This is a genomic window from Coleofasciculus sp. (assembly GCF_046565525.1).
GTDB lineage: Bacteria > Cyanobacteriota > Cyanobacteriia > Cyanobacteriales > Coleofasciculaceae > Coleofasciculus.
Genome location: NZ_JBKHUP010000133.1, coordinates 1 through 18,416, shown reverse-complemented (window position 1 = coordinate 18,416; position 18,416 = coordinate 1). Strand labels below are relative to the sequence as shown.

At 45.6% G+C, this 18,416-nt stretch carries 16 protein-coding genes and 1 pseudogene; 6 read left to right on the top strand and 11 right to left on the bottom strand.

All coding sequences use genetic code 11. The annotated features are described in order from the left end of the window. On the bottom strand, positions 1-353 hold a 353-nt coding region (locus ACLGGO_RS31070; protein WP_446422190.1), incomplete at its 3' end, for a hypothetical protein. Between the two features lie 391 nt (positions 354-744). Then, complete coding sequence (locus ACLGGO_RS31065; protein WP_446422189.1) at positions 745-4,011, bottom strand: glycoside hydrolase family 15 protein; 3,267 nt, start codon at positions 4,009-4,011, stop codon at positions 745-747. 248 nt (positions 4,012-4,259) lie between these two features. On the opposite strand from ACLGGO_RS31065, the gene ACLGGO_RS31060 reads away from it, so the two are divergent. Beyond that, the gene (locus ACLGGO_RS31060) at positions 4,260-4,412 is read left to right on the top strand and encodes a chlorophyll a/b-binding protein (RefSeq protein WP_446334106.1); all 153 of its coding nucleotides are present in this window, start codon (positions 4,260-4,262) and stop codon (positions 4,410-4,412) included. Between the two features lie 239 nt (positions 4,413-4,651). On the opposite strand, the gene rpoD is transcribed toward ACLGGO_RS31060, so the two are convergent. From rpoD to ACLGGO_RS31045, 3 genes are all read right to left on the bottom strand, one after another. Next, on the bottom strand, positions 4,652-5,794 hold the full coding sequence (rpoD, locus tag ACLGGO_RS31055) for an RNA polymerase sigma factor RpoD (RefSeq protein ID WP_446334105.1): 1,143 nt from the start codon (positions 5,792-5,794) through the stop codon (positions 4,652-4,654). 1,153 nt (positions 5,795-6,947) lie between these two features. Then, positions 6,948-7,637, bottom strand: a complete 690-nt coding sequence (locus ACLGGO_RS31050; RefSeq protein WP_446422188.1) for a polysaccharide deacetylase family protein — start codon at positions 7,635-7,637, stop codon at positions 6,948-6,950. A 20-nt stretch (positions 7,638-7,657) separates the two neighbouring features. Next, complete coding sequence (locus ACLGGO_RS31045; RefSeq protein ID WP_446422187.1) at positions 7,658-8,206, bottom strand: hypothetical protein; 549 nt, start codon at positions 8,204-8,206, stop codon at positions 7,658-7,660. A 498-nt stretch (positions 8,207-8,704) separates the two neighbouring features. On the opposite strand from ACLGGO_RS31045, the gene ACLGGO_RS31040 reads away from it, so the two are divergent. Continuing rightward, positions 8,705-9,625, top strand: a complete 921-nt coding sequence (locus ACLGGO_RS31040; RefSeq protein WP_446334102.1) for an alpha/beta fold hydrolase — start codon at positions 8,705-8,707, stop codon at positions 9,623-9,625. A 122-nt stretch (positions 9,626-9,747) separates the two neighbouring features. Here the strand turns inward: ACLGGO_RS31040 and ACLGGO_RS31035 are convergent, their stop codons facing one another. Further along, positions 9,748-10,278, bottom strand: coding sequence for a DUF4330 domain-containing protein (locus tag ACLGGO_RS31035; protein ID WP_446334101.1), 531 nt, complete (start codon positions 10,276-10,278; stop codon positions 9,748-9,750). A gap of 428 nt (positions 10,279-10,706) precedes the next feature. Here ACLGGO_RS31035 and ACLGGO_RS31030 point away from each other — a divergent pair, with 428 nt between their 5' ends. Continuing rightward, positions 10,707-11,555 (top strand): M48 family metallopeptidase, encoded by an 849-nt coding sequence (locus ACLGGO_RS31030; RefSeq protein ID WP_446334100.1) that lies wholly within the window; start codon positions 10,707-10,709, stop codon positions 11,553-11,555. Positions 11,556-11,577: 22 nt separating this feature from the next. Here the strand turns inward: ACLGGO_RS31030 and ACLGGO_RS31025 are convergent, their stop codons facing one another. Next, a complete protein-coding gene (locus tag ACLGGO_RS31025) occupies positions 11,578-12,369 on the bottom strand; it encodes a metallophosphoesterase family protein (RefSeq protein ID WP_446334099.1) in 792 nt (263 codons plus the stop codon). A gap of 609 nt (positions 12,370-12,978) precedes the next feature. On the opposite strand from ACLGGO_RS31025, the gene miaE reads away from it, so the two are divergent. Further along, positions 12,979-13,593, top strand: a complete 615-nt coding sequence (gene miaE / locus ACLGGO_RS31020; protein ID WP_446422186.1) for a tRNA isopentenyl-2-thiomethyl-A-37 hydroxylase MiaE — start codon at positions 12,979-12,981, stop codon at positions 13,591-13,593. A gap of 101 nt (positions 13,594-13,694) precedes the next feature. Here miaE and tsaB read toward each other — a convergent pair whose 3' ends face one another. Both tsaB and ACLGGO_RS31010 read right to left on the bottom strand, forming a co-directional pair. After that, a complete protein-coding gene (tsaB, locus tag ACLGGO_RS31015) occupies positions 13,695-14,363 on the bottom strand; it encodes a tRNA (adenosine(37)-N6)-threonylcarbamoyltransferase complex dimerization subunit type 1 TsaB (RefSeq protein ID WP_446334097.1) in 669 nt (222 codons plus the stop codon). Between the two features lie 67 nt (positions 14,364-14,430). Next, on the bottom strand, positions 14,431-15,981 hold the full coding sequence (locus tag ACLGGO_RS31010) for a serine/threonine protein kinase (RefSeq protein WP_446422185.1): 1,551 nt from the start codon (positions 15,979-15,981) through the stop codon (positions 14,431-14,433). A gap of 348 nt (positions 15,982-16,329) precedes the next feature. On the opposite strand from ACLGGO_RS31010, the gene ACLGGO_RS31005 reads away from it, so the two are divergent. Further along, positions 16,330-17,019, top strand: coding sequence for a hypothetical protein (locus tag ACLGGO_RS31005; protein ID WP_446334095.1), 690 nt, complete (start codon positions 16,330-16,332; stop codon positions 17,017-17,019). Positions 17,020-17,118: 99 nt separating this feature from the next. On the opposite strand, the gene ACLGGO_RS31000 is transcribed toward ACLGGO_RS31005, so the two are convergent. Continuing rightward, the gene (locus tag ACLGGO_RS31000) at positions 17,119-17,448 is read right to left on the bottom strand and encodes a sensor histidine kinase (protein ID WP_446422191.1); all 330 of its coding nucleotides are present in this window, start codon (positions 17,446-17,448) and stop codon (positions 17,119-17,121) included. 202 nt (positions 17,449-17,650) lie between these two features. After that, positions 17,651-17,926: pseudogene (locus tag ACLGGO_RS30995) on the bottom strand (response regulator); the annotation flags it as partial. Positions 17,927-18,187: 261 nt separating this feature from the next. Here ACLGGO_RS30995 and ACLGGO_RS30990 point away from each other — a divergent pair. Further along, positions 18,188-18,358: a hypothetical protein gene (locus tag ACLGGO_RS30990; protein WP_446422184.1), complete on the top strand. Its 171-nt coding sequence runs from the start codon at positions 18,188-18,190 to the stop codon at positions 18,356-18,358. Positions 18,359-18,416: the final 58 nt, after the last annotated feature.

Here is an 18,416-nt window from a genome sequence, read left to right as displayed (position 1 = left end):
TTTTTACCTACAGCAATCTGTTTAGCGGTAATACCAGGAAAGGTTTTATTAATGTTTTGATCAACATTACGATAGCCGACAGAGCCATCGGAGTTGAGGAAGTAAACAGCACTCTTTGTTGTAGGATCAGCAACGAGTTGAACCCGATTATCCAGATCGTTATAAACATCCCAACGGGTGTAGGGAGCCGGTGCCCAACGCGCCCAAGACGAGCTTTGAATTGCCCAAGGACTTGATGTATCTTGATTCGCCCATGCGGGTTGGTTGGGCAGTAAACAAACCGTAGAAACAACCATCAGCAACACGATCAGAATCGTTGCCAACCGTTTGAATCGGCTGAAAAACTGGGTCATAGTTATCCGTTTTATCCTTAAATTAAATTAATTTTTGGCGCTTAATCCTGCGATCGCAGTGATTAAACTTACCGCTTCAAATTGTATGGCTCTTTCAGAACAACTGTCAATTTTGTTACAAAAAATTACCAGATAAGTGATAATGAACAATCGCGGACTAAAATAAGCATTTATACTTAGATAAATGTTCAACTCTGATTCATGTGCGCCAACCGGAGTTCACAGGCTTGCGGCTAAAGACGCGATCGCATCTATTAACGGTTAATACTAAATCCGGGGAACGCTACCCCCGTTATAACCCAGTCCGCGCAGGCGGACTTTGTTTGTGTAGCAGCGATTTCAATCGCCATGGCAAAAGGGGATTCCTCTTCCCCGTTCCCTGTTCCCTAGCTTAAGCAACATTGGCGGGTTCTACTTGTGTCAAGAATTGGAACGCCTTAACAATATAAGCCGCACATTCTTGAGGAGACATATCATAAAAAGCACGCCAAGCTGCTGCCTTATATTCATCATACTTATCTGCTCGTTCTGGATAGCGCTCCAACCAGCCTAAACGGACAGCATGACCAATCAAAACATCAAGAACAATGTATTCTTCAATTTCCAACTCTGGATTCCGTTCCAGTATTGCGGCTAATTCCACAAGTGCTTCGATATTCACCTGTCGATAGGTTGGCACTTGAATTTTATTGAGTAAATGCTCAACCCGCAGGGCAAAATTCTTTTCCCCAGGTGTCATTTCTGAGAGCAGAGGTTGGCTATCGAGTCGATTGCGACGCTCTAATTTATCGCCGATCACCAAACCCTTACAATGTTTCATCACTTGCCAAACTTTCGGGTAAAAATCTTTAGGCACTCGACCCGCACTACCATCAAGTTGTCGTTTTCTCAGCCAATTTCCTGCTGTAGTAATGTCTTCGTCTACATAGATTCGATCCTCTGGCAATATTACCCAATTAATCACCTGTTTCGGTTGCTTAACGCGCAGTGATTCTTGTTGGCGTAACTTTTGGTTAATCCCTTCATATCCCGCCAAACAGGAACGCAGCCGCATTTTCACATCAAAGGGACTCAAGTGCATCAATTCTTCATAAGCTTCATCTTGAGTCATCCCCAATTCAGCCGCCACTTCACTCGTCAACAGCAGAATTAAATAGCCAACCCGCAGCGTGAGCAAGCCATCAACCAGATGAGGTTCGGATTTAATCAGAATACTCAAGTAAATCAGGAGTTCTTGAGTCAAAACGCGATCGCGAATATCTTCTCGACAAAACTCATCAATTTTTGCCTGGATTTCCAGGTTGGACATTGGGTTTTTAATCAGGGAAGCCTCACTATACGCTTTTCCTACCGTTATCTGTTTCCCCCGCACCAAAATATCTGTCACCGCATCCGACAAGCTAATTTCGACTTTATTCAGTAATCCCGCTGCTTGACGAATCACGCCCCAGTAAACAGAGGCTCCTTCACTACTGGCTTTGATGTACACTTCATTCAGCAAATCCGCCACCGTCACCACTCCTTTAGGTTGACCAAACCCTGTATCAAAGTCCAGTCCCCGCAAGTTTTTCAAGGTGCGTAATAATTCAATTTGCTCATAAAGATTTTCTGAATGCCGTAAACTATCGAGCAAGAGTTGGAGATTCGTTTCGCATTCTAGCAAGAATTCCTGCGTATGACTTAACTGACCATTTTTTCGCGGACTATTTCTCAGGTAATAATCAGGCGGTGCAGCATCTTGAACCGGAGACTCACTAAACTCAAATCCTTGCATCACATCAATGCGTTCAACTCCGGCTGTAAGCGTTAACTGATTTAAACGCCCTAACTTGACCCGCACCCCATTACATAATCCCTCTTGCAATTCTTGGATTAATTCTAGTAACGCCGAACCCTGAAGTTGTTCTTGTCCCGGATGACTGGTTTCCTCTCCCGTCTGCACCATCTGGTGAGTTAATAACAGTGTCATCGTTGGACGTCCTAACTCACCCCAGTGGCGTTGAATATATGTCAGTTCACTTTTAATTTGAGCCACCAGGAAATGATAATCCAGGGTTAAATAAAACTGTTGCTGGTCTAAAAACGCGGGCAAAAACACAATCGTTTCTTTCCCGAAGCGAAAAATGCGGGAGGTGGTCAAACTTCGCAGGCGTCGAATCGGACGTCCGCTTAATCCTAAGGCATCACACCGTCCAATTTGGGCATACAATCGGGAGAGGTCAGTTGCCTGACGCACTTGAGTAGGATCAACTTGTGTCGGGGTCTGTGTGGCAATCCCATAAGCTGCCAGTTGCGCTTGTAACGCTTCATCCTCTGCCAATAGCGCAATTTGTACCACCGGATCTTGGTGACGCCCTACAGAAAAATGACGCCCTAAGGGGTCAACATCTCCCCGCGTAATTAATCCGTCATGAAGCATTTGGGCAAGTAGATACAAACTCTGCGCCCAGACAAGAGGCAAATTTTCATTGGGTTTGCGATTCTGGGAATGAGGAGAAGCGCGTTCGGCTTCAATTTTGTCTGCTGGAACGTAATACACTTCGGGTAATAAGCGCATCCCGTCTCGCTCAACCAGCAATGTATCCAAACGCCCCAGATAATTCCGCGCCCACTCAACGTCTCCCCGGAACCAGCCATCCAGGGCTAAGTAGGTAAAAAATAGGGGCCACTCGCATTCAATATGTTCAAATTGTTGCAGTTCCCAGGGTTCATAGTGCAAGCGGGTGGTATTTTCTAATACCGTTTGATGTCCATCCCGCAAGAACCGCTTACACCCGTATAGTCCCTGTAATTTATCGACAATCTTTTGACGAGTTCTCTCCAAGAGTTCCACGTCTTCGATGGCAAAGGCGGGGAACCCGATTACACTTAACAATGCCGCATCGGTTTCCTTGGAACTTGACTCCCGTGGTAATAGAGATTCTAACGTAATCCGCGATCGCGCAATTTCATCGGGAAGGACATGAATTACCGAGGCTTGAGAACCCCGCACGCCAAATAAATCTAGCCCGTTAATCGCCTCTAATGCGGCTTTTGCCATGCCGACGGAACTGGCGTTGAGTTCAGGATTACCGTGATTAACTTTATTTCCCCGTTCCCAAATTCCGTAATCTGGTGTCCGATAGGTACGACCAATGTAATACACCAGATTCTGAATGAAATGCACTTCAGCAATGGTGTAAACAATGTGTAACCCTGATGCGGTCATCTGAGCCAGCATCAACAGGAATAGGGAAGTGGCATCGAGCTGCAAATGACCCCACTCATCATCCCCCACGACTACATCGCCAGTGCTGGTATTATACTTGGCGTGCAGCGCGTCTAGCAGAGATTGGTTGTCTTTGAACCGTTCCACTTTGGCGGCTTGCCGCATCATACAAAACAGCAGCCCTCGCATCAGTTTGACCACACTTTGTTCCAGTTCAAAGGTGCGCCCACTATCGGCGTCAAGTTTGCGGTACGCTAACGCTAATCCCCAAACCGCCAAAATGCTGTAAACGTTATCCCTAACCCAGGCATCGGTGTAGTCACCATGGGCATTCACTGCCGTACTGGCGGGTAATAATCCTGTAATTGGATTTTGGCGATCAATAATAACGCGAATCTGCTGGTAGTAATTGTCGAGTCGAGTTGGCAGTTGAGCCGAGATGATAGCCATTTCTTAATCAAACTTTAAATAAAATTTATTTTTCCGGGCTCGTTTTTTAGAAAGGCTCCTCTAGAAGCCGACACTGACTCTTACGAGTACAGTGTGTGGATTTGTCACCTGTTACGTCTGGCTGAGAACCAGAATGGATTTTTCCACCGAGATTTTTGTCACTTTGACCCAATACTTGTCATTTTGCCAATAATTTGTTACATTAATTTACATATTAATTTACACAATGTAACTAAAACAACTAAGCCATGGAAGGTCAACAGCAAAAGGAAGCCAAATTTGGGTTTACAGCTAACGCTGAGAATTGGAACGGTCGTCTAGCCATGATTGGTTTTGTTGCCGCTTTGATCACAGAATATATTTCTGGTCAAGGCGTACTACACTTCTGGGGGCTGATGTAATACGGCATCGTCAAGTCTTAATCAATTTGTAAAGAATAGCTGGGTGTTCAACCTATGAACCCCAGCTTCCTTTTGGGTTATTTTCTGACACATAGAGGACTCATCTGATATCGTCTCCTGCAGGGCGAGTGCGTCTATCATAGCTGTAGTTATTTAAAAGGGAGCCTTACCCTTATACCCCTTCCCCCATCAGCAAGTCCGGTGCTACCGGACTTGATATTACCCCTCGCCCTCTAGTCCTAGCGGATATACTCCTTGAGAATACTGTTGCGATTGGGATGGCGAAGTTTACGTAGAGCTTTTGCCTCTATTTGGCGAATACGCTCGCGGGTCACGTTAAAAATTTGACCGATTTCTTCTAGGGTTTTCATCCGTCCATCATCTAACCCATAGCGCAACCGGAGAACGTCTCGTTCCCGGGCGCTTAATGTATCCAGGACACTTTCTAAGTCTTCCCGCAGTAGATTTTTGGATACTTGGTCTTCTGGCGTTTCACCATCAGCTTCGATGAAGTCACCCAGGCGAGAGTCTTCTTCTTTACCAATTGGCGTTTCCAGGGAGATGGGAAGTTGGGCAGATTTGGCAATAAATCGCAGCTTCTCGATGGTCATTTCCATCCGGTCAGCAATTTCTTCTTCAGTGGGTTTGCGACCCAGTTCTTGAGAGAGGATTTTGGTGGTCTTTTTGATCCGGGAGATGGTTTCGTAGAGGTGAACGGGTAGGCGAATGGTACGGGATTGATCGGCAATAGCACGAGTGATAGCTTGGCGAATCCACCAGGTGGCGTAGGTTGAGAATTTGTAGCCTTTCTCGTGATCGAATTTTTCCGCCGCCCGAATCAGTCCCAAAGACCCTTCTTGAATTAGGTCTTGAAACGACAGACCCCGATTCATGTATTTTTTGGCAATGGACACGACTAGACGCAGGTTAGACTGCACCATTTTTTCTTTTGCCCGCCGACCCAGGAAAAGGCGTTTGCGAAAGGCGGGGAGTTCCATATTGACTGAACTTGCCCATTCTCCTTCCTTTGGCTCTCGCTCGAGCTGATCACACAAGCGATCGCGGACACGTTCTAACTCTAACAAGTCCGCAATTTTACGCGCCAGTTCAATTTCCTCATCAGCGCGTAATAGGCGAATCCGACCGATTTCTTGCAGGTAGAGGCGAATTGAATCTTCGGTATAGTGCTTCTTTTTCGCTTGTGTGCGACGACGGGTAGAACGCACCTTACCTGGCTTACCGTCTTCCTCCTCCGGTTCGGGTTGAATGGCTTCCGAGTTAACGTCCACCATATCGTCTTGAGTTGCTTCATCCTCTAGCAAGAATTCCAACCCGCTTTGAGGCTGAGAAATTGTTGCAAGTACGTCGTTTGCCTGGGTCATGCCTTTTTCCTCATGCTCCTTCAGTTAAAGACCAGTAGATGTCCAGTAATCTACTTAAAAATTTAGCCAGCGATTTAATCTTACTTTTGCATTCTAATCGGTTATTGAATTATTGAGCCTGAGAAACTCAAGCTAGATTTATTCCTCTATAACTCAACAGGGATTTGAATGCCGGGTCAAGTAAGTTTTAATCCTAGCGGCTGTTGAGACTTTTTGATTCTAGCTTTAATTCAAAAAACTTGTTCGTGGTTTTTGGCAACTTAGAGAAAGCTGATAATCTTGGCTCGGTTAAGAGCGTTTACGCGAAATGAATATTTGCTTGACGCTCACCGAAGTCCCCTTCTAAGGGGGATGCTTTATACCCATTAATTTTGGTCAAGAATGAAACCATTATAGATTGTCTTTCCTCGATTTGCATGGCTAGATGGATTGAGAGACTAAGCCTAGCTTGGTGGAAGTGAGCGATAGAGTCGTGAGTTTTACTGTTATCCTTTGGAGAGCCATCAAAACTGAAACCGTCTCTTGATGTCTGTCCGTTCTGTCAATCCTTCTTTAATGTACTCTAGGGCTAGACTGGATTGTCCCAGACAAATTGCTGAAATGCGCTCAGCCATTTTAATGAAGTTAGCTGACACTTCAAGAGCCTTAGTTTCTCTATAGTCATGAAATCACCCTGTCTTAGTACAAATGTTCGGTGTGGAGACGATTATGCTTCTTTGACTACGTTAGCGAAATTCGGCGTATATGCAACAATTTTTTTGGGGGTAGAGGTAATGCATAAGTCATGAAGGCTCGATTGTGTGTAAAACATTTGTTTTAACACACAATCGGAGTATTTGTGTTTAAAATCTGAGTAAAATTTGCCGAGATGGTTACAATACGTAACGCTTGTGTCATCTCCTGTGAGCTGGCAACCGGATAGTGAGTCCATCTATTCATACAGATTCATATAGATAGGGGAAATGGGAGTGAGTCCATTATCGGGAGAAAGCAACTTGAGTCAAATACTCACGCTCATCTCTCATCCTACCCAGCTCAGAAGCCATATCGCCTCTACATTCCTCATTCTTTTTCTTAAGCTTTAACTCTATATATAGTTGGAATAATCCAAGTTTCAGGGTTATGGCACTCTACAGATAGCGTTAACACTAACTTACTTCACAGCAATAATGTCGCGTTTCAGTTGCCATAGTTGATCAATGGTCACAAAGTCATATCCTTGATCAAGTAGGGTTGGGATTAACGTCGCTGTAGTTTGTGTAACATCTTCTCCTCCATGGTAACCATCATGCAAGACAAGGAGCGATCCATTACGTACTTGCTGTAGGACTCGTCGGACAACGACTGAAGAACCAGGACGAACCCAATCTTCTGGAACAACACTCCACATCACGGGTCGGTAGTGCCATTTGTTTAATAATTTTAGAGTTTGGGGAGTAAACAAACCATTCGGGGGGCGAACGTCCCGCAGGTACTCAGGGTTGAGTCCACAAGCTTGGGTAATTGCGGCTTGGGTTTTTTCTAAACTTGATGCGAGCCTATCTGGTGTCAGCAAGGGGAAAGAGTGGTGATTATAACCGTGCAATCCAATCCAGTGACCCTGGAGGTAGACCTCACGGGCAACAGTTGGCGCTGATTTGACGCAAGTGCCTAACCAGAAAAAACTGGCTTTTATATCGTAGCGCTCCAGAACTTGCAGAAGTTGGGGGGTGTACTGGGGGTGAGGACCATCATCAAACGTGAGGGCAATGGTTCGTGACTGGGGCGAACCTGACCAAAGGCAATGGGGAAAGGCAGTTTTCAGAATTGGGTATAAAAGGGGATAGAGCGGGGCAAACTGCATAGGGTAGCAAGGTAAAAGGGTCAAAACTCAAAACTCAAGTCAGCAAGGGTCAGTTGACCGTCAAAGGCATAGAATGTGATGCGAGATATATTCGGTGCATCAATCTGAAGCTGGGTATTGGGAGGCGTAGGTGAATCCGAGCCAGCTAAATTCGGTTGAGTCATTACTTGATCAATAAGCCTACCCTGGGAGTCGTAGGCAGACATCATCGTTCGCTGGGAACTGGTGACATAGCAGCAGAACCAACCAATCGGCTGCGAAAATGTCGCTTCTAGCCAACCGCTTTTGGGTGCCGCCATGAGGACAATAGTACCAGAGCGGGGAGGATAGGCTGGGTTTGATGGCTTTAGAGCGATCGCGTTTTTAAATGTCACTCCAAACTGGTGAAATTGATGCTCTACAACTTCAAAACAGGTTAAGGCTTCCAAGTTAAGGCAGACACTTTTTGGTCTTATCACGAGTAAACTCGACTCATATTCAGCTATATCCCAGCCAGGAGAAGCTATCGCCACTGGCGACTTGATGAAGTTATCATCTATAATTTCCTGTAACTGTAAATTGCATTGCATTGTTATCACGTTTCTTAAACAACGAATAAATTGAGAAAGCTTAAACACTGAAGAGCTGATAACTCCATCAGCCTAGAATAAATGTCAAATTTTAGGTTCAAATCACCGCTCAAATCTCCTGCCCTCAAAACTACTTGATATCGCCAATCTTTTAGCGAATCACGCCTACAGGCTGGTTATCCTAGCATTTAAACTCAACCGCAAGCGTGGGACTTTCGCGGCGTTGGCTGCCAACAGTCTCACCCAAAACTACAAATGTTTTTTATTGGATTACTGATATGAGTTTGTACCCTTTTGTGTGCAAACGTCCACTTGCATAAAATCCTCCGATGAAATAATAGTGAGGAAAGTTCCCTCCGTTCAAAACTTGTAATTTTAACGCTTTTCTAAAAGCGTGACTACCTTTGACCGAGGATTCCGGGTTAAGGGAATCAACTCAAAGTCAGAGGCTCTCGACCCTAGAATCAGGGATGATAGTAATAGCGATAAGGTGGAGATATGATTGAACCCAATGGCTTTAAACAGCACTCCTTAGTGACCTCACTAGGAACAATGGCATACTACACGGCTGACGACATACCGTGGCAAACCCCAGAAACCCCTGAGTCAGAAGCACGACCAACGTTAGTGTTTTTGCATGGCTTTGGGGGTGGGTCATCGGCGTATGAGTGGTCAAAGGTCTATCCAGCATTTGCCAGTGAGTATCGCGTTCTCGCCCCGGATCTTATCGGTTGGGGACGTTCAGAGCATCCTGAACGCAATTACCAGATTGAGGACTACATCAGGACAATTAATGAATTCCTAGAGCAAACCTGTCCTCAAGGTACGCCAGTGATTGCCTCGTCTCTAACCGCTGCTTTGACAATCCGAGCTGCGATCGCGCGTCCTGAACTGTTTAAGTCTCTGATTCTCACCACTCCATCAGGACTCTCTGATTTTGGGGAAGACTACACACGCAGCTTTTTTGCCCAATTGATCAGCACACCTATTCTAGACCGCATCCTCTACAGCACTGGCGTCGCCACTGAAGGCGGTATCCGCAGTTTCTTAGAAACCCGGCAATTTGCTCGTAAGAGCCGAATAAGTTCAGAAATTGTGGATGCTTATTTAGCCTCAGCTCAACAACCCAATGCTGAATATGCAGCGCTTTCCTTTGTGCGAGGAGACTTGTGCTTTGACTTATCCCTGTACATTCCTCAACTTAACACTCCCACGGCAATTATCTGGGGACAAAAATCCGAATTTACCAGCCCAGAAATCGGTAAGCGACTAGCCGATCTTAATCCGAAAGCCATTCGAGTCTTTCAAACCCTTGAGAATGTTGGATTAACTCCTCAGCTAGAATTGCCAGCCGTGACGATTGGTTTAATCCGAAAGTATTTGAAGCTCCTGAATTCAGAGGAAAGGATTGGAGATTAAAAGTTAGTCATTGGTCATTTAGGAACATTTTTACCTAAAGCTAAACCTGCCTGTCAAAGCATTTTCAGGAATCAAGAAACAGTGGTTTATCCTGTTCCCTGTTTCCTGTTAAGAGTTCCCTTTTATTCAACCCTGACCTGAATCACGCTAGCATTGAAATTGTAATCCTTACCCTCTAATTCCACAGGCGTTCCAATTTTAATCTTGCTATTTCCCAGAACCGGACCATCATCGGTAATCGTGGCTTGACCACCGAGGGTCATCAGCATATCAGTGCTAAAGGTGTCAGGTCTGGGATCAGGTAAAGCTTTAGCCGAGCCATCGGGTTGGGGTATTACAAGCAGCCGTGGCAATTCTTCTACCGATAGGATGTCTACCTGACCATAGGGTTGATTGCGAATGACGATATTTGTTTTCTTTTCTTCCCTAAACTGAGCCATCAAATCTTCTGGATTACGCACGCTCAACCCGCGAACCACCAAATCAACTTGGACAGGTTTTGTCGTACTGGTTCCAGGCAGTTGGGCGACGGAACCTGACGTACCGGGAAAGAAAAAGATTCCCACAATCACTAAGAAAATGACCAAGGCAGCCCCTAGATCGAGAATGCTGATTTTACCGAAAAGACGACCTTTAGAATCCAAAATACTCATAAACCCTTACGATTAGTATTTTTTAACTCTCGTTTCACCATCAACAGAAGACTCAGTTATGCTCTCCTGATTAAATTACCACGGCAGCAACAACAGATCAGTATAACCTGTGGAAAGCTGAGAAGTTTTCATAAATGCGATCGCGCCCCCCCTTAGGGATGAAACAAACACCTGTAGTCTAAAGTTTAGGGGCGACCCGCTTAGTCTAATTAACAGCACCAGCCCGCTCAATGTACTTGGGTCGCCTTATCCTCAACTCCCTGTGTCAGAAAGTGTTTCTTAACACTCAAGGGAAAGCCTCACTTTTATTTTCAAGAGCTGGGCATGAGAAAAAGGGGGGGATATACAGCAGTCATGGCAACTTATAGCCTGTAAGTAGCGTCTATTGTTTGAGTACCTTAACTGTAGCTATTTTAATTTTATGTACCATGGTTAATCCATTATCCTTCTGGTCTCGTCGTCACCGTCGTCTATTATATCCATTTGTGTCAGCGATCTTGGCGTTGAGCCTGATCGTGGGTACACCTCAGGTGAGTCAAGCAATTCCCTGGCTCGATATAATTTTCCGAGGCGTCCAGATTATCCAACTTTCCAATATTTCTGATCGCCAGGAAGTCGAGATCGGGCAGCAGATTAATCAGAAGTTGGTGAGAAACCAGATCCGGCTTTATCGCAATTCCAGTGTTAACCGCTATATTGATCAGATTGGTCAGCGATTGGCAAAAGAAACTCAACGCTCTAATATTCCCTATACGTTTCAGGTGGTTGATGATGAGAGCATTAATGCCTTTGCGACTACAGGGGGGTTTATTTATCTCAACACAGGTTTGATTGAAGCGGCGGACAATGAGGCTCAACTAGCTAGTGTGATTGCCCATGAAATCGGGCATATCGAAGAGGAACACATGATTAAACAAATGCGCCAGAGCGCGATCGCTAGGGGAGTAGCCGTTGCTGCAGGTCTAGATCGCAGTACGCTAGTTAATATGGGCGTAGAGTTGGCGCTGCGGTTACCCAATAGTCGTGAAGATGAATTGGAGGCTGATCAGGTTGGGTTAGACATCCTCAAAAAAGCGGGCTACGCACCATCAGCCATGGTGAATTTTATGGAAAAACTCCAGAATAAAAGGGGTTCCGTCCCCTCATTCCTCAGCACCCATCCAGCCGTTGGAGATCGCATTAACGCCTTAAAGCAGGCGATTGATCCGGCACAAGCCACTGTTGGTGATGGTTTGGATGAAAGTGCCTACAAAGCCAAAATTCGTCCCCTGTTATAGAACTCTCTGTTTCCCTGCTCCCTTATGTGACACCAAACCTTTTGTCGGTACTGCGTTGTCGGCTACGGCTAGTTGGGTAGCTATCGCGCCACCTTGGTTGTGAAGGCTCAACTCGTGTCACCGCCTCCTCAAGTGGCATTTGGCGAACCCGGTTTCGGAAGACGTTGGCTTGATAAACCCGTGAGTTGGTCAGGTCTAATCCCGTTAGCCAACCACTTTTAGGATGATAAGCGCCCGTGTCAATATCTAACCATCCTTGACCTTGAGCAATTCGTCCAGGTTGCACTCCTGGCAAGGTAAAGGTAATCGTATGACCGATGATAATTAACTTATTGGCAAAATAAGGCTCTGGCATTCTATGAAATTCGTCCCGAATCCAACAGAATTGTTCAGCCGTTTGCTTTTCAATGGGCAACCGGGGATGAACTCCGGCATGGACTAACCATGTATCTCCCAAATCCATATAGAGTGGTAGGGTACGCATCCACTCTATATGGTCTTGGCGAACACCATCCTCACCATAACTATTGATGGTACTGTGACCGCCGCTATAGAGCCATGCTTGCAGGGCTGGACCATCGATTTCTCCATGACCCAGGATTTCTATTAGCATTTGCTCATGATTGCCTAATAAGCAGGAATAAGTGCTTTGCTTGACAAATTCAACAACTTGAGAGCTTTGGGAACCCCGATCGATTAAGTCTCCCAAAAAATAAACCTGATCGTCTTGACTAGGAGCGATCGCGTCCAATAAGGTCATTAGGGTATCGTAGTGCCCATGCACGTCACCGATAACAATCCGACGGTGAGTCATTGTTTATTGATCCAAATCCGTGTCGTCAAATAATAAGTAGCACCCATAAACATTTACTTGCACCAGTTTTGTTCCCAAAATCTGGACTATTATGTGCCGAGGTATGTTCACCCCTGGTGGGCAAGATTCTCAGACTCAGGATACTCTATTATCTATTACTTAAAACAAGTGCTAACATCTATCTTCCGGGTTTCAGAGAAAATTTATTGAATTTCAAACCTTTTCCGCTTAGCATCCAGCACGCCATTGATAAATACCAGTTTCCTCGAATACTAGTCTTTATCCTAATCATACCCTTTTTTGGGGTAGAGGGGTATGGTTGCCCCTCCAATTGTCTCCCGTTTCCGGGGTAAAGTTAGCTTCGCCAAAGTTATCGGTCGGTAACTATCCAAAAAGCACTGTTTCAGTGACCTTAAAACTGTTTAACTTTTCGGTTCTAGAGCAGTAGACTAGCGGGAGCATCTACTGGTAGGTATTTAACGCTTGCCGACAACGTAGTCAGTTAAGACTTAGGCTGGTAAGCATAGCTTCAACTTATTTGGCTTTTGCTCCGTGTCTTTAGACTGGGGTTGCTTACCTTCTCCCTATTGTTATTCACAAGATCGTTCGATGTCACCAAAACCTGTGTTAGATTCTCCCTGGGTAATGATTCATGCCCTCCAACAACCTACGAGCTGGAGTTGGGTTGAACAAGCTCTAGCTCACCTTGATCTCATTCTACTCGACCATTCCCAATGCGAACGCAAAGCGGCAGGTGTAGCCCTGAATTTAATTTTTCGCTACCCATCGAGTACGCAACTGGTTCGTCAGCTAACCGCGATCGCGCGTGAGGAGCTGGATCATTTTGAGCAAGTTAATCAATGGCTAGAACGACGGAGTATTTCCCTAGCGTCCCTCTCTCCGCCGCCCTATGGCGCTAAACTATCAGCTCAGATTCGTCGTCATGAACCGGAGCGGCTATTGGACTCTTTACTGGTTGCGGCTCTAATTGAGGCTCGCTCTCACGAACGGCTGGGATTACTGGCAACTCACTGTCCTGACCCGGAATTAGCCGAGTTTTATCAAAGTTTGATGACATCTGAAGCACGTCACTATGGCGTGTACTGGGTGCTAGCGGATACCTATTTTGAGCGGGAGGTTGTCAGTCAGAGGTTAGAAGAACTGGCGACGGTAGAAAGTCAGTTGCTGAGTACGCTTTACCCAGAACCTCGAATTCACAGCTAAAGCATCAGTTCAATCATCCCAGTTTGTAGTATAATGACCTAATTCAGATTCAGGGAGAGCAGGGGAGATTTTAGCTGGTCAGTTATTTCTGCCATGCTGCACTAGTCGGTTTTTGTTCCAGTAACCGGATGCTGTCCGTAAAAGGGTAAAGCCTGTGACCAGTGAGGACGCTTTCCTTGTTGCCAATCCAAATCAGCCAAGTCTAATACACTGGTGACACAGGTTCCTAAATTAACGGCTACCTCAATGAGTTGATAGGGGAGTTTTTGATTGTCTAAGACCTGTTGCCAGATATCGGGTGTCATTACGGCATCGGGTACAAGGGGCATCAAGCTCGAATTGTCTGAGGATGCCTGATAGATTGCAGTATATAACTGTCCCCGTCGAGCAGGCATTTGTAGCGCGATCGCTCTTTTGTGTGAGGTATTCTGATACTCTTTCTTTTGAAGCGTTACCGACCAAGCAACGGCTGCCAGAGTGGAAATGGCAAACAGGGGAATCTCAAGTTGCTGCGCTAAGGTTCTTGCCGTGACTACACCAATACGAGTGCCTGTAAAACTGCCAGGTCCTTTGGCTACAGCAATAAATGCCAAATCTGCCCAACCTTGTGAACTCATAAACTCACTCATAGTCTGATGTAAGTGAGTAGACAAATCTTGTCCCAAATCCCAGGTAGCCGCACGATTGTCGCTCTGGAAATTACTGATGGCTAGCCCCAATTGGGGACTAGTGGTATGTAGGGCTAAACCGTATTGGTTGTCATTTGTCATTCGTCATTTATCATTTGCAAGGGTATAGAGTTCGGTTTATTTCCATCGACCTACTTAGCGTTTTTCATCATTCATCACTCTCTTGAGTGGTTTCGGGTTTTTTGGGTAGGGGGGCTTCTGGTGGAGCAGGTACTTTTTTGATGTTTTCTATGGGTTCGCCAACAGACTCAGGCGGGGGTTCGTTGACCGATTCAGAAGGCTCAGCCGATTGGGGAACCTTTGGAGCGGTTGTTGGCGGTTCTGGTGGTTGAGATTGAGCTGGAGATGCTGGGGATGAGTCAGGTGAAGGTTGAGATGCTGGGGTTGACGATTTTTTATCCGAGGAGGCTGGCTCCACAGGTGTGAGTGAGGGGGCTTCAGAAGTGGGTGAGGGAGATGGTTGAACTGAATCCCTCGATTTTTTCGGGAATCTCCCAAAAGTGCGCCGAGTGGGTTTTTGTTCCTGCTCTGAAGAAGGTGCATTGTTGTCTTGGCTGGGTTCAGTCGTTTCCTGGAGCGTATCCTCACTAGGATTGAGTTCGGTATCAGGATTCAATGGTTCCTCTGGGGATGAGGGTTCAGCCGCTGGTGGGGTTGAGAGGTTTTGAGACTGATACCAAATTGTTCCCAATCCTACTAAACCTGTGGCAATTACAGCCCCCATTCCTAATAAAACGGGAGAAACACCTAAGCGTCGATGCCAAGGTGTATATTGGGTCTGCTGGGACTCTCGCTGACGGGAACTTATCTGTGGGGGTATTAAAGCAACAGTGGCTCCGTTGCTTGTCGATACAGGATTGGAGATGAATTCCTGGCTGGGTTCAAAGGACACATCCGGTAACAGGGATAGCCATTCTGCTACCGATGAGGGTCGATGACGCGCCTCAATTGCCATCCCGCGCATGACCCCTTGATTAACGGCTGCACTGAGTTGGGGTTGGAAGTCACGGGGAGCAGGCATGGGTTGGCGCTCCCGGATAACGGCTGGTGTGGGAATTTGGGCAGTTAACAGGGTATAGAGAGTGGCGGCTAAACCGTAAACATCAGAGGCTGGAGTGCGTTTTTCTTTGATTAAATACTGCTCTAAGGGGGCATAGCCCTCAGACAGCATATTAGTGTGGGTTTGAGTGGTATTGAAGTTAAATTCCCGCGCAATGCCAAAGTCGATAAGTACAACTTGGTGCGTCCCTTCTCGCCGGATGATATTGGCAGGTTTAATATCTCGGTGGAGTAAACCTTTTTGATGGACTACCGTTAAGGCGTCACCAATTTGGTGGATGTAATGAATGGCGGTGGCTTCGCTGAGGGGTTTTCCAGAAAGTAACATCTCTTGCAATGTCTGACCCTCTACATAGTCCATTACCATGTAGGGCCACCCTCCTTCCACGAAGAAGTCGCTGACCCGGACAATATTGGGATGGATACACAAGGCTAGTCGTCGTGCTTCATCCTGGAATAGACGCTGAAACCGAGGAAAGTCTGGGTTGAGATGCATGGACTCGTCTAGGGTTTTAATCACCACCACCTGACCTAAATAGTGATGGGTGGCTTTATAGGTGACACCAAAGCCCCCTCGTCCTAGTTCTTGCTCTAGAGTATATTTGCCACCCTGTAGGGTTTTACCAGCTAACGAGTTCATACACTGACCTTAGGGTTAGAAAAAAATTGTCAGTTCAAAATTCACTTTAACTCAGAATATCTAGATTTAGGGATAAGGTGTCAGGGAATGAGGACTGGGGATGAGTGTGAACTTGAAGTAAGGGAGAGAGGGGAGAGAGGGAAGATCACGCAGATGTTAATGTAGCGGGACGTTAGCGTAGCCTGACGAAGTATAGTCTGGCAGATCACGGAGCGCCGAGTTAACGCTAAACTTCTGCACCTTGGCAACCTTCCCCAGCTTTCTTATCTTCGTTATGGAACTAGCGCTTCGGATCAAGCCATGGTCGGTAGGAAGTTGTAACATATCCTCCCTGACAAAGCGATACAAGTGAAGCAACAGAGTTTACGACAGTGGTTTCGATGGCTGACTCGGTGGATTCGCCGCATCTTTCAGACACCAGAAACATCTCAACCGACGTTACTGATTCTTGAGCGCACCTATTCGGCTGATGAATCCATCGTCCTCTTATCCGTAGAACGAGACGCGCCAGGAGCCGTAGCCACCTGGTATCTACTGAATCAACACAATCCCCGTCACAATCTGTTGATTACCCTTGACAACCTGGCGGCGATTCGATTGGCTCTGAATACGAAATCATTCCCTGATAGGGACAGGTCAATCCTGGAGCTATCGTTAGCTCAGGAAGACCAGATCTTTCGGACTCATCGTTTTAGTGTGCAGTGGATTATTAAGTTGAAGAGTTCTCGCAAGGTTTTTCACTTGATTGGAACCTGGGATCTTGACCTACAAGGCGATACCTGGGACCCTAATACCAGTGCATTTACCATTGGTCGTTTGGTGGTGCGAGAGGCGTTAAACTTACCGCCGCTTCCGGGAGTGTCGTGGCGTTTCCGGATGACTGAGTTTCCCTGGATTGAGAGTTTACAGAGTTATAGCAAGATGGTATTGGGGAACAACCATAATTGTTATACCAAGAAGCTGAATCTGAAAGAACTTAAGGAACTTAGAGATGAAATTGAACGGGGGCGAGTTTATCGAAAAGGTCATCAATCATAAATTATGAATCATGATTCAGTTGGGAATTTATGCATCAAGTTTAAATAAATAGCACTTGATTTACTGTAGAGATTCTGTTACATCATCTGGGGTATAACTTCAGATTAACGGAATCTCAATGATAAATTCTGTTCCTTGTCCTAGCACAGAAAGACAACTGAGTTTGCCTTTATGTTTTTCGACGATAATTTGATGACTAATCGATAATCCTAATCCTGTACCACTGCCCACTGGCTTCGTCGTAAAAAATGGGTCAAATATCTTCTGTTGGATGTCTTGACTCATACCAATACCATTGTCGGCAATTTTGATGATAATGCTTTCTCCGTTTTGAGAGTTGATTTTTAAATATTGATTTGTGTTGGTACAGTTAAGTGTAGTTTGTTTTGAGTTTTGAGCGTTTGATTTAGAACTGACTTGGGTACGAATCGTAAACTAGAAAATTTAAGTCAATTTCATCGATTAACTGCTGAATGTATGGTTTGGGTTCAGGGTAAGGGCTCTCCCGTACCTAGGGTGATAAGCAAACCTGATTATTCTTGGAAACTTTGTGGGGCAAGACTTTCAAAACAATGTTTTTAGGGAAGCTATCACTAATATAGGCTTTTCCACCACAAGTACGGGAGAGCCAAGCGCTGATGAAAATGACGGGAATTTCGCAGGTGCGTTGATCTGCTTTCAGATGTTGGCAGACTTCGTAGCCATTCATCTGCGGCATATTTACATCCAATAATATCAGATCAGGGGGAGCCGCCTGTGCGCCGCGTAATCCGGTTGAGCCTTTGGTTACACTGCGGACTTTGTAGCCCTGATCTGTGAGGATAGTGGATAAGAGATTGAGGTTCTCTAGTGTATCATCAATGATCAGAATATCGGCTTTAGGAGCGTTGCTTGGCTGACTGGTCATGGTAGATGGCAAAAAAACTACCCTCAGATCCCTGGCTGTTTTAAAAAGTGAAGGATCTAATCTCTCTAATTTAATCTAAATTTGGTGAGTTCTATAATTTCATTAAAACAAAAGCAATGTACCCAGTCAATCCTTGAACTAGAGCTTTCTCCTATTTTCCCCATCCAACTTACCCTGGTGAATCTCTATGAATATCCATGGTAAACATCTATGAATATAGTGAAGTTTTTGAAGATTTAGAAAGAGAATGAGGAATCTGTGATGAACACCGATTTAGCAGAGTTGGTGAATAAACTGCAAGCTACCCTGAGCAAGATGGAAGTAGCACTAGGGGCGATCGCAGATGCTGTTGTCTTTTTAGATGTGAACAGCCAGGTGCAATGGTGCAACAGAGCCTTTGTGCAATTAGTCAAGCGATCGCTATTCCTCTAATCGCTCGCATCAATGGACATCTCTGGATTTTGTGGACATAAGCATAACCATCTGTTTT

Excerpts from the sequence above, each read along its gene's own strand:
- ACLGGO_RS31065 (WP_446422189.1), bottom strand. The coding sequence starts at position 4,011 with ATGGCTATCATCTCGGCTCAACTGCCAACTCGACTCGACAATTACTAC.
- ACLGGO_RS31060 (WP_446334106.1), top strand. The coding sequence starts at position 4,260 with ATGGAAGGTCAACAGCAAAAGGAAGCCAAATTTGGGTTTACAGCTAAC.
- rpoD (WP_446334105.1), bottom strand. The coding sequence starts at position 5,794 with ATGACCCAGGCAAACGACGTACTTGCAACAATTTCTCAGCCTCAAAGC.
- ACLGGO_RS31050 (WP_446422188.1), bottom strand. The coding sequence starts at position 7,637 with ATGCAGTTTGCCCCGCTCTATCCCCTTTTATACCCAATTCTGAAAACT.
- ACLGGO_RS31045 (WP_446422187.1), bottom strand. The coding sequence starts at position 8,206 with ATGCAATGCAATTTACAGTTACAGGAAATTATAGATGATAACTTCATC.
- ACLGGO_RS31040 (WP_446334102.1), top strand. The coding sequence starts at position 8,705 with ATGATTGAACCCAATGGCTTTAAACAGCACTCCTTAGTGACCTCACTA.
- ACLGGO_RS31035 (WP_446334101.1), bottom strand. The coding sequence starts at position 10,278 with ATGAGTATTTTGGATTCTAAAGGTCGTCTTTTCGGTAAAATCAGCATT.
- ACLGGO_RS31030 (WP_446334100.1), top strand. The coding sequence starts at position 10,707 with ATGGTTAATCCATTATCCTTCTGGTCTCGTCGTCACCGTCGTCTATTA.
- ACLGGO_RS31025 (WP_446334099.1), bottom strand. The coding sequence starts at position 12,369 with ATGACTCACCGTCGGATTGTTATCGGTGACGTGCATGGGCACTACGAT.
- miaE (WP_446422186.1), top strand. The coding sequence starts at position 12,979 with ATGTCACCAAAACCTGTGTTAGATTCTCCCTGGGTAATGATTCATGCC.
- tsaB (WP_446334097.1), bottom strand. The coding sequence starts at position 14,363 with ATGACAAATGACAACCAATACGGTTTAGCCCTACATACCACTAGTCCC.
- ACLGGO_RS31010 (WP_446422185.1), bottom strand. The coding sequence starts at position 15,981 with ATGAACTCGTTAGCTGGTAAAACCCTACAGGGTGGCAAATATACTCTA.
- ACLGGO_RS30990 (WP_446422184.1), top strand. The coding sequence starts at position 18,188 with ATGAACACCGATTTAGCAGAGTTGGTGAATAAACTGCAAGCTACCCTG.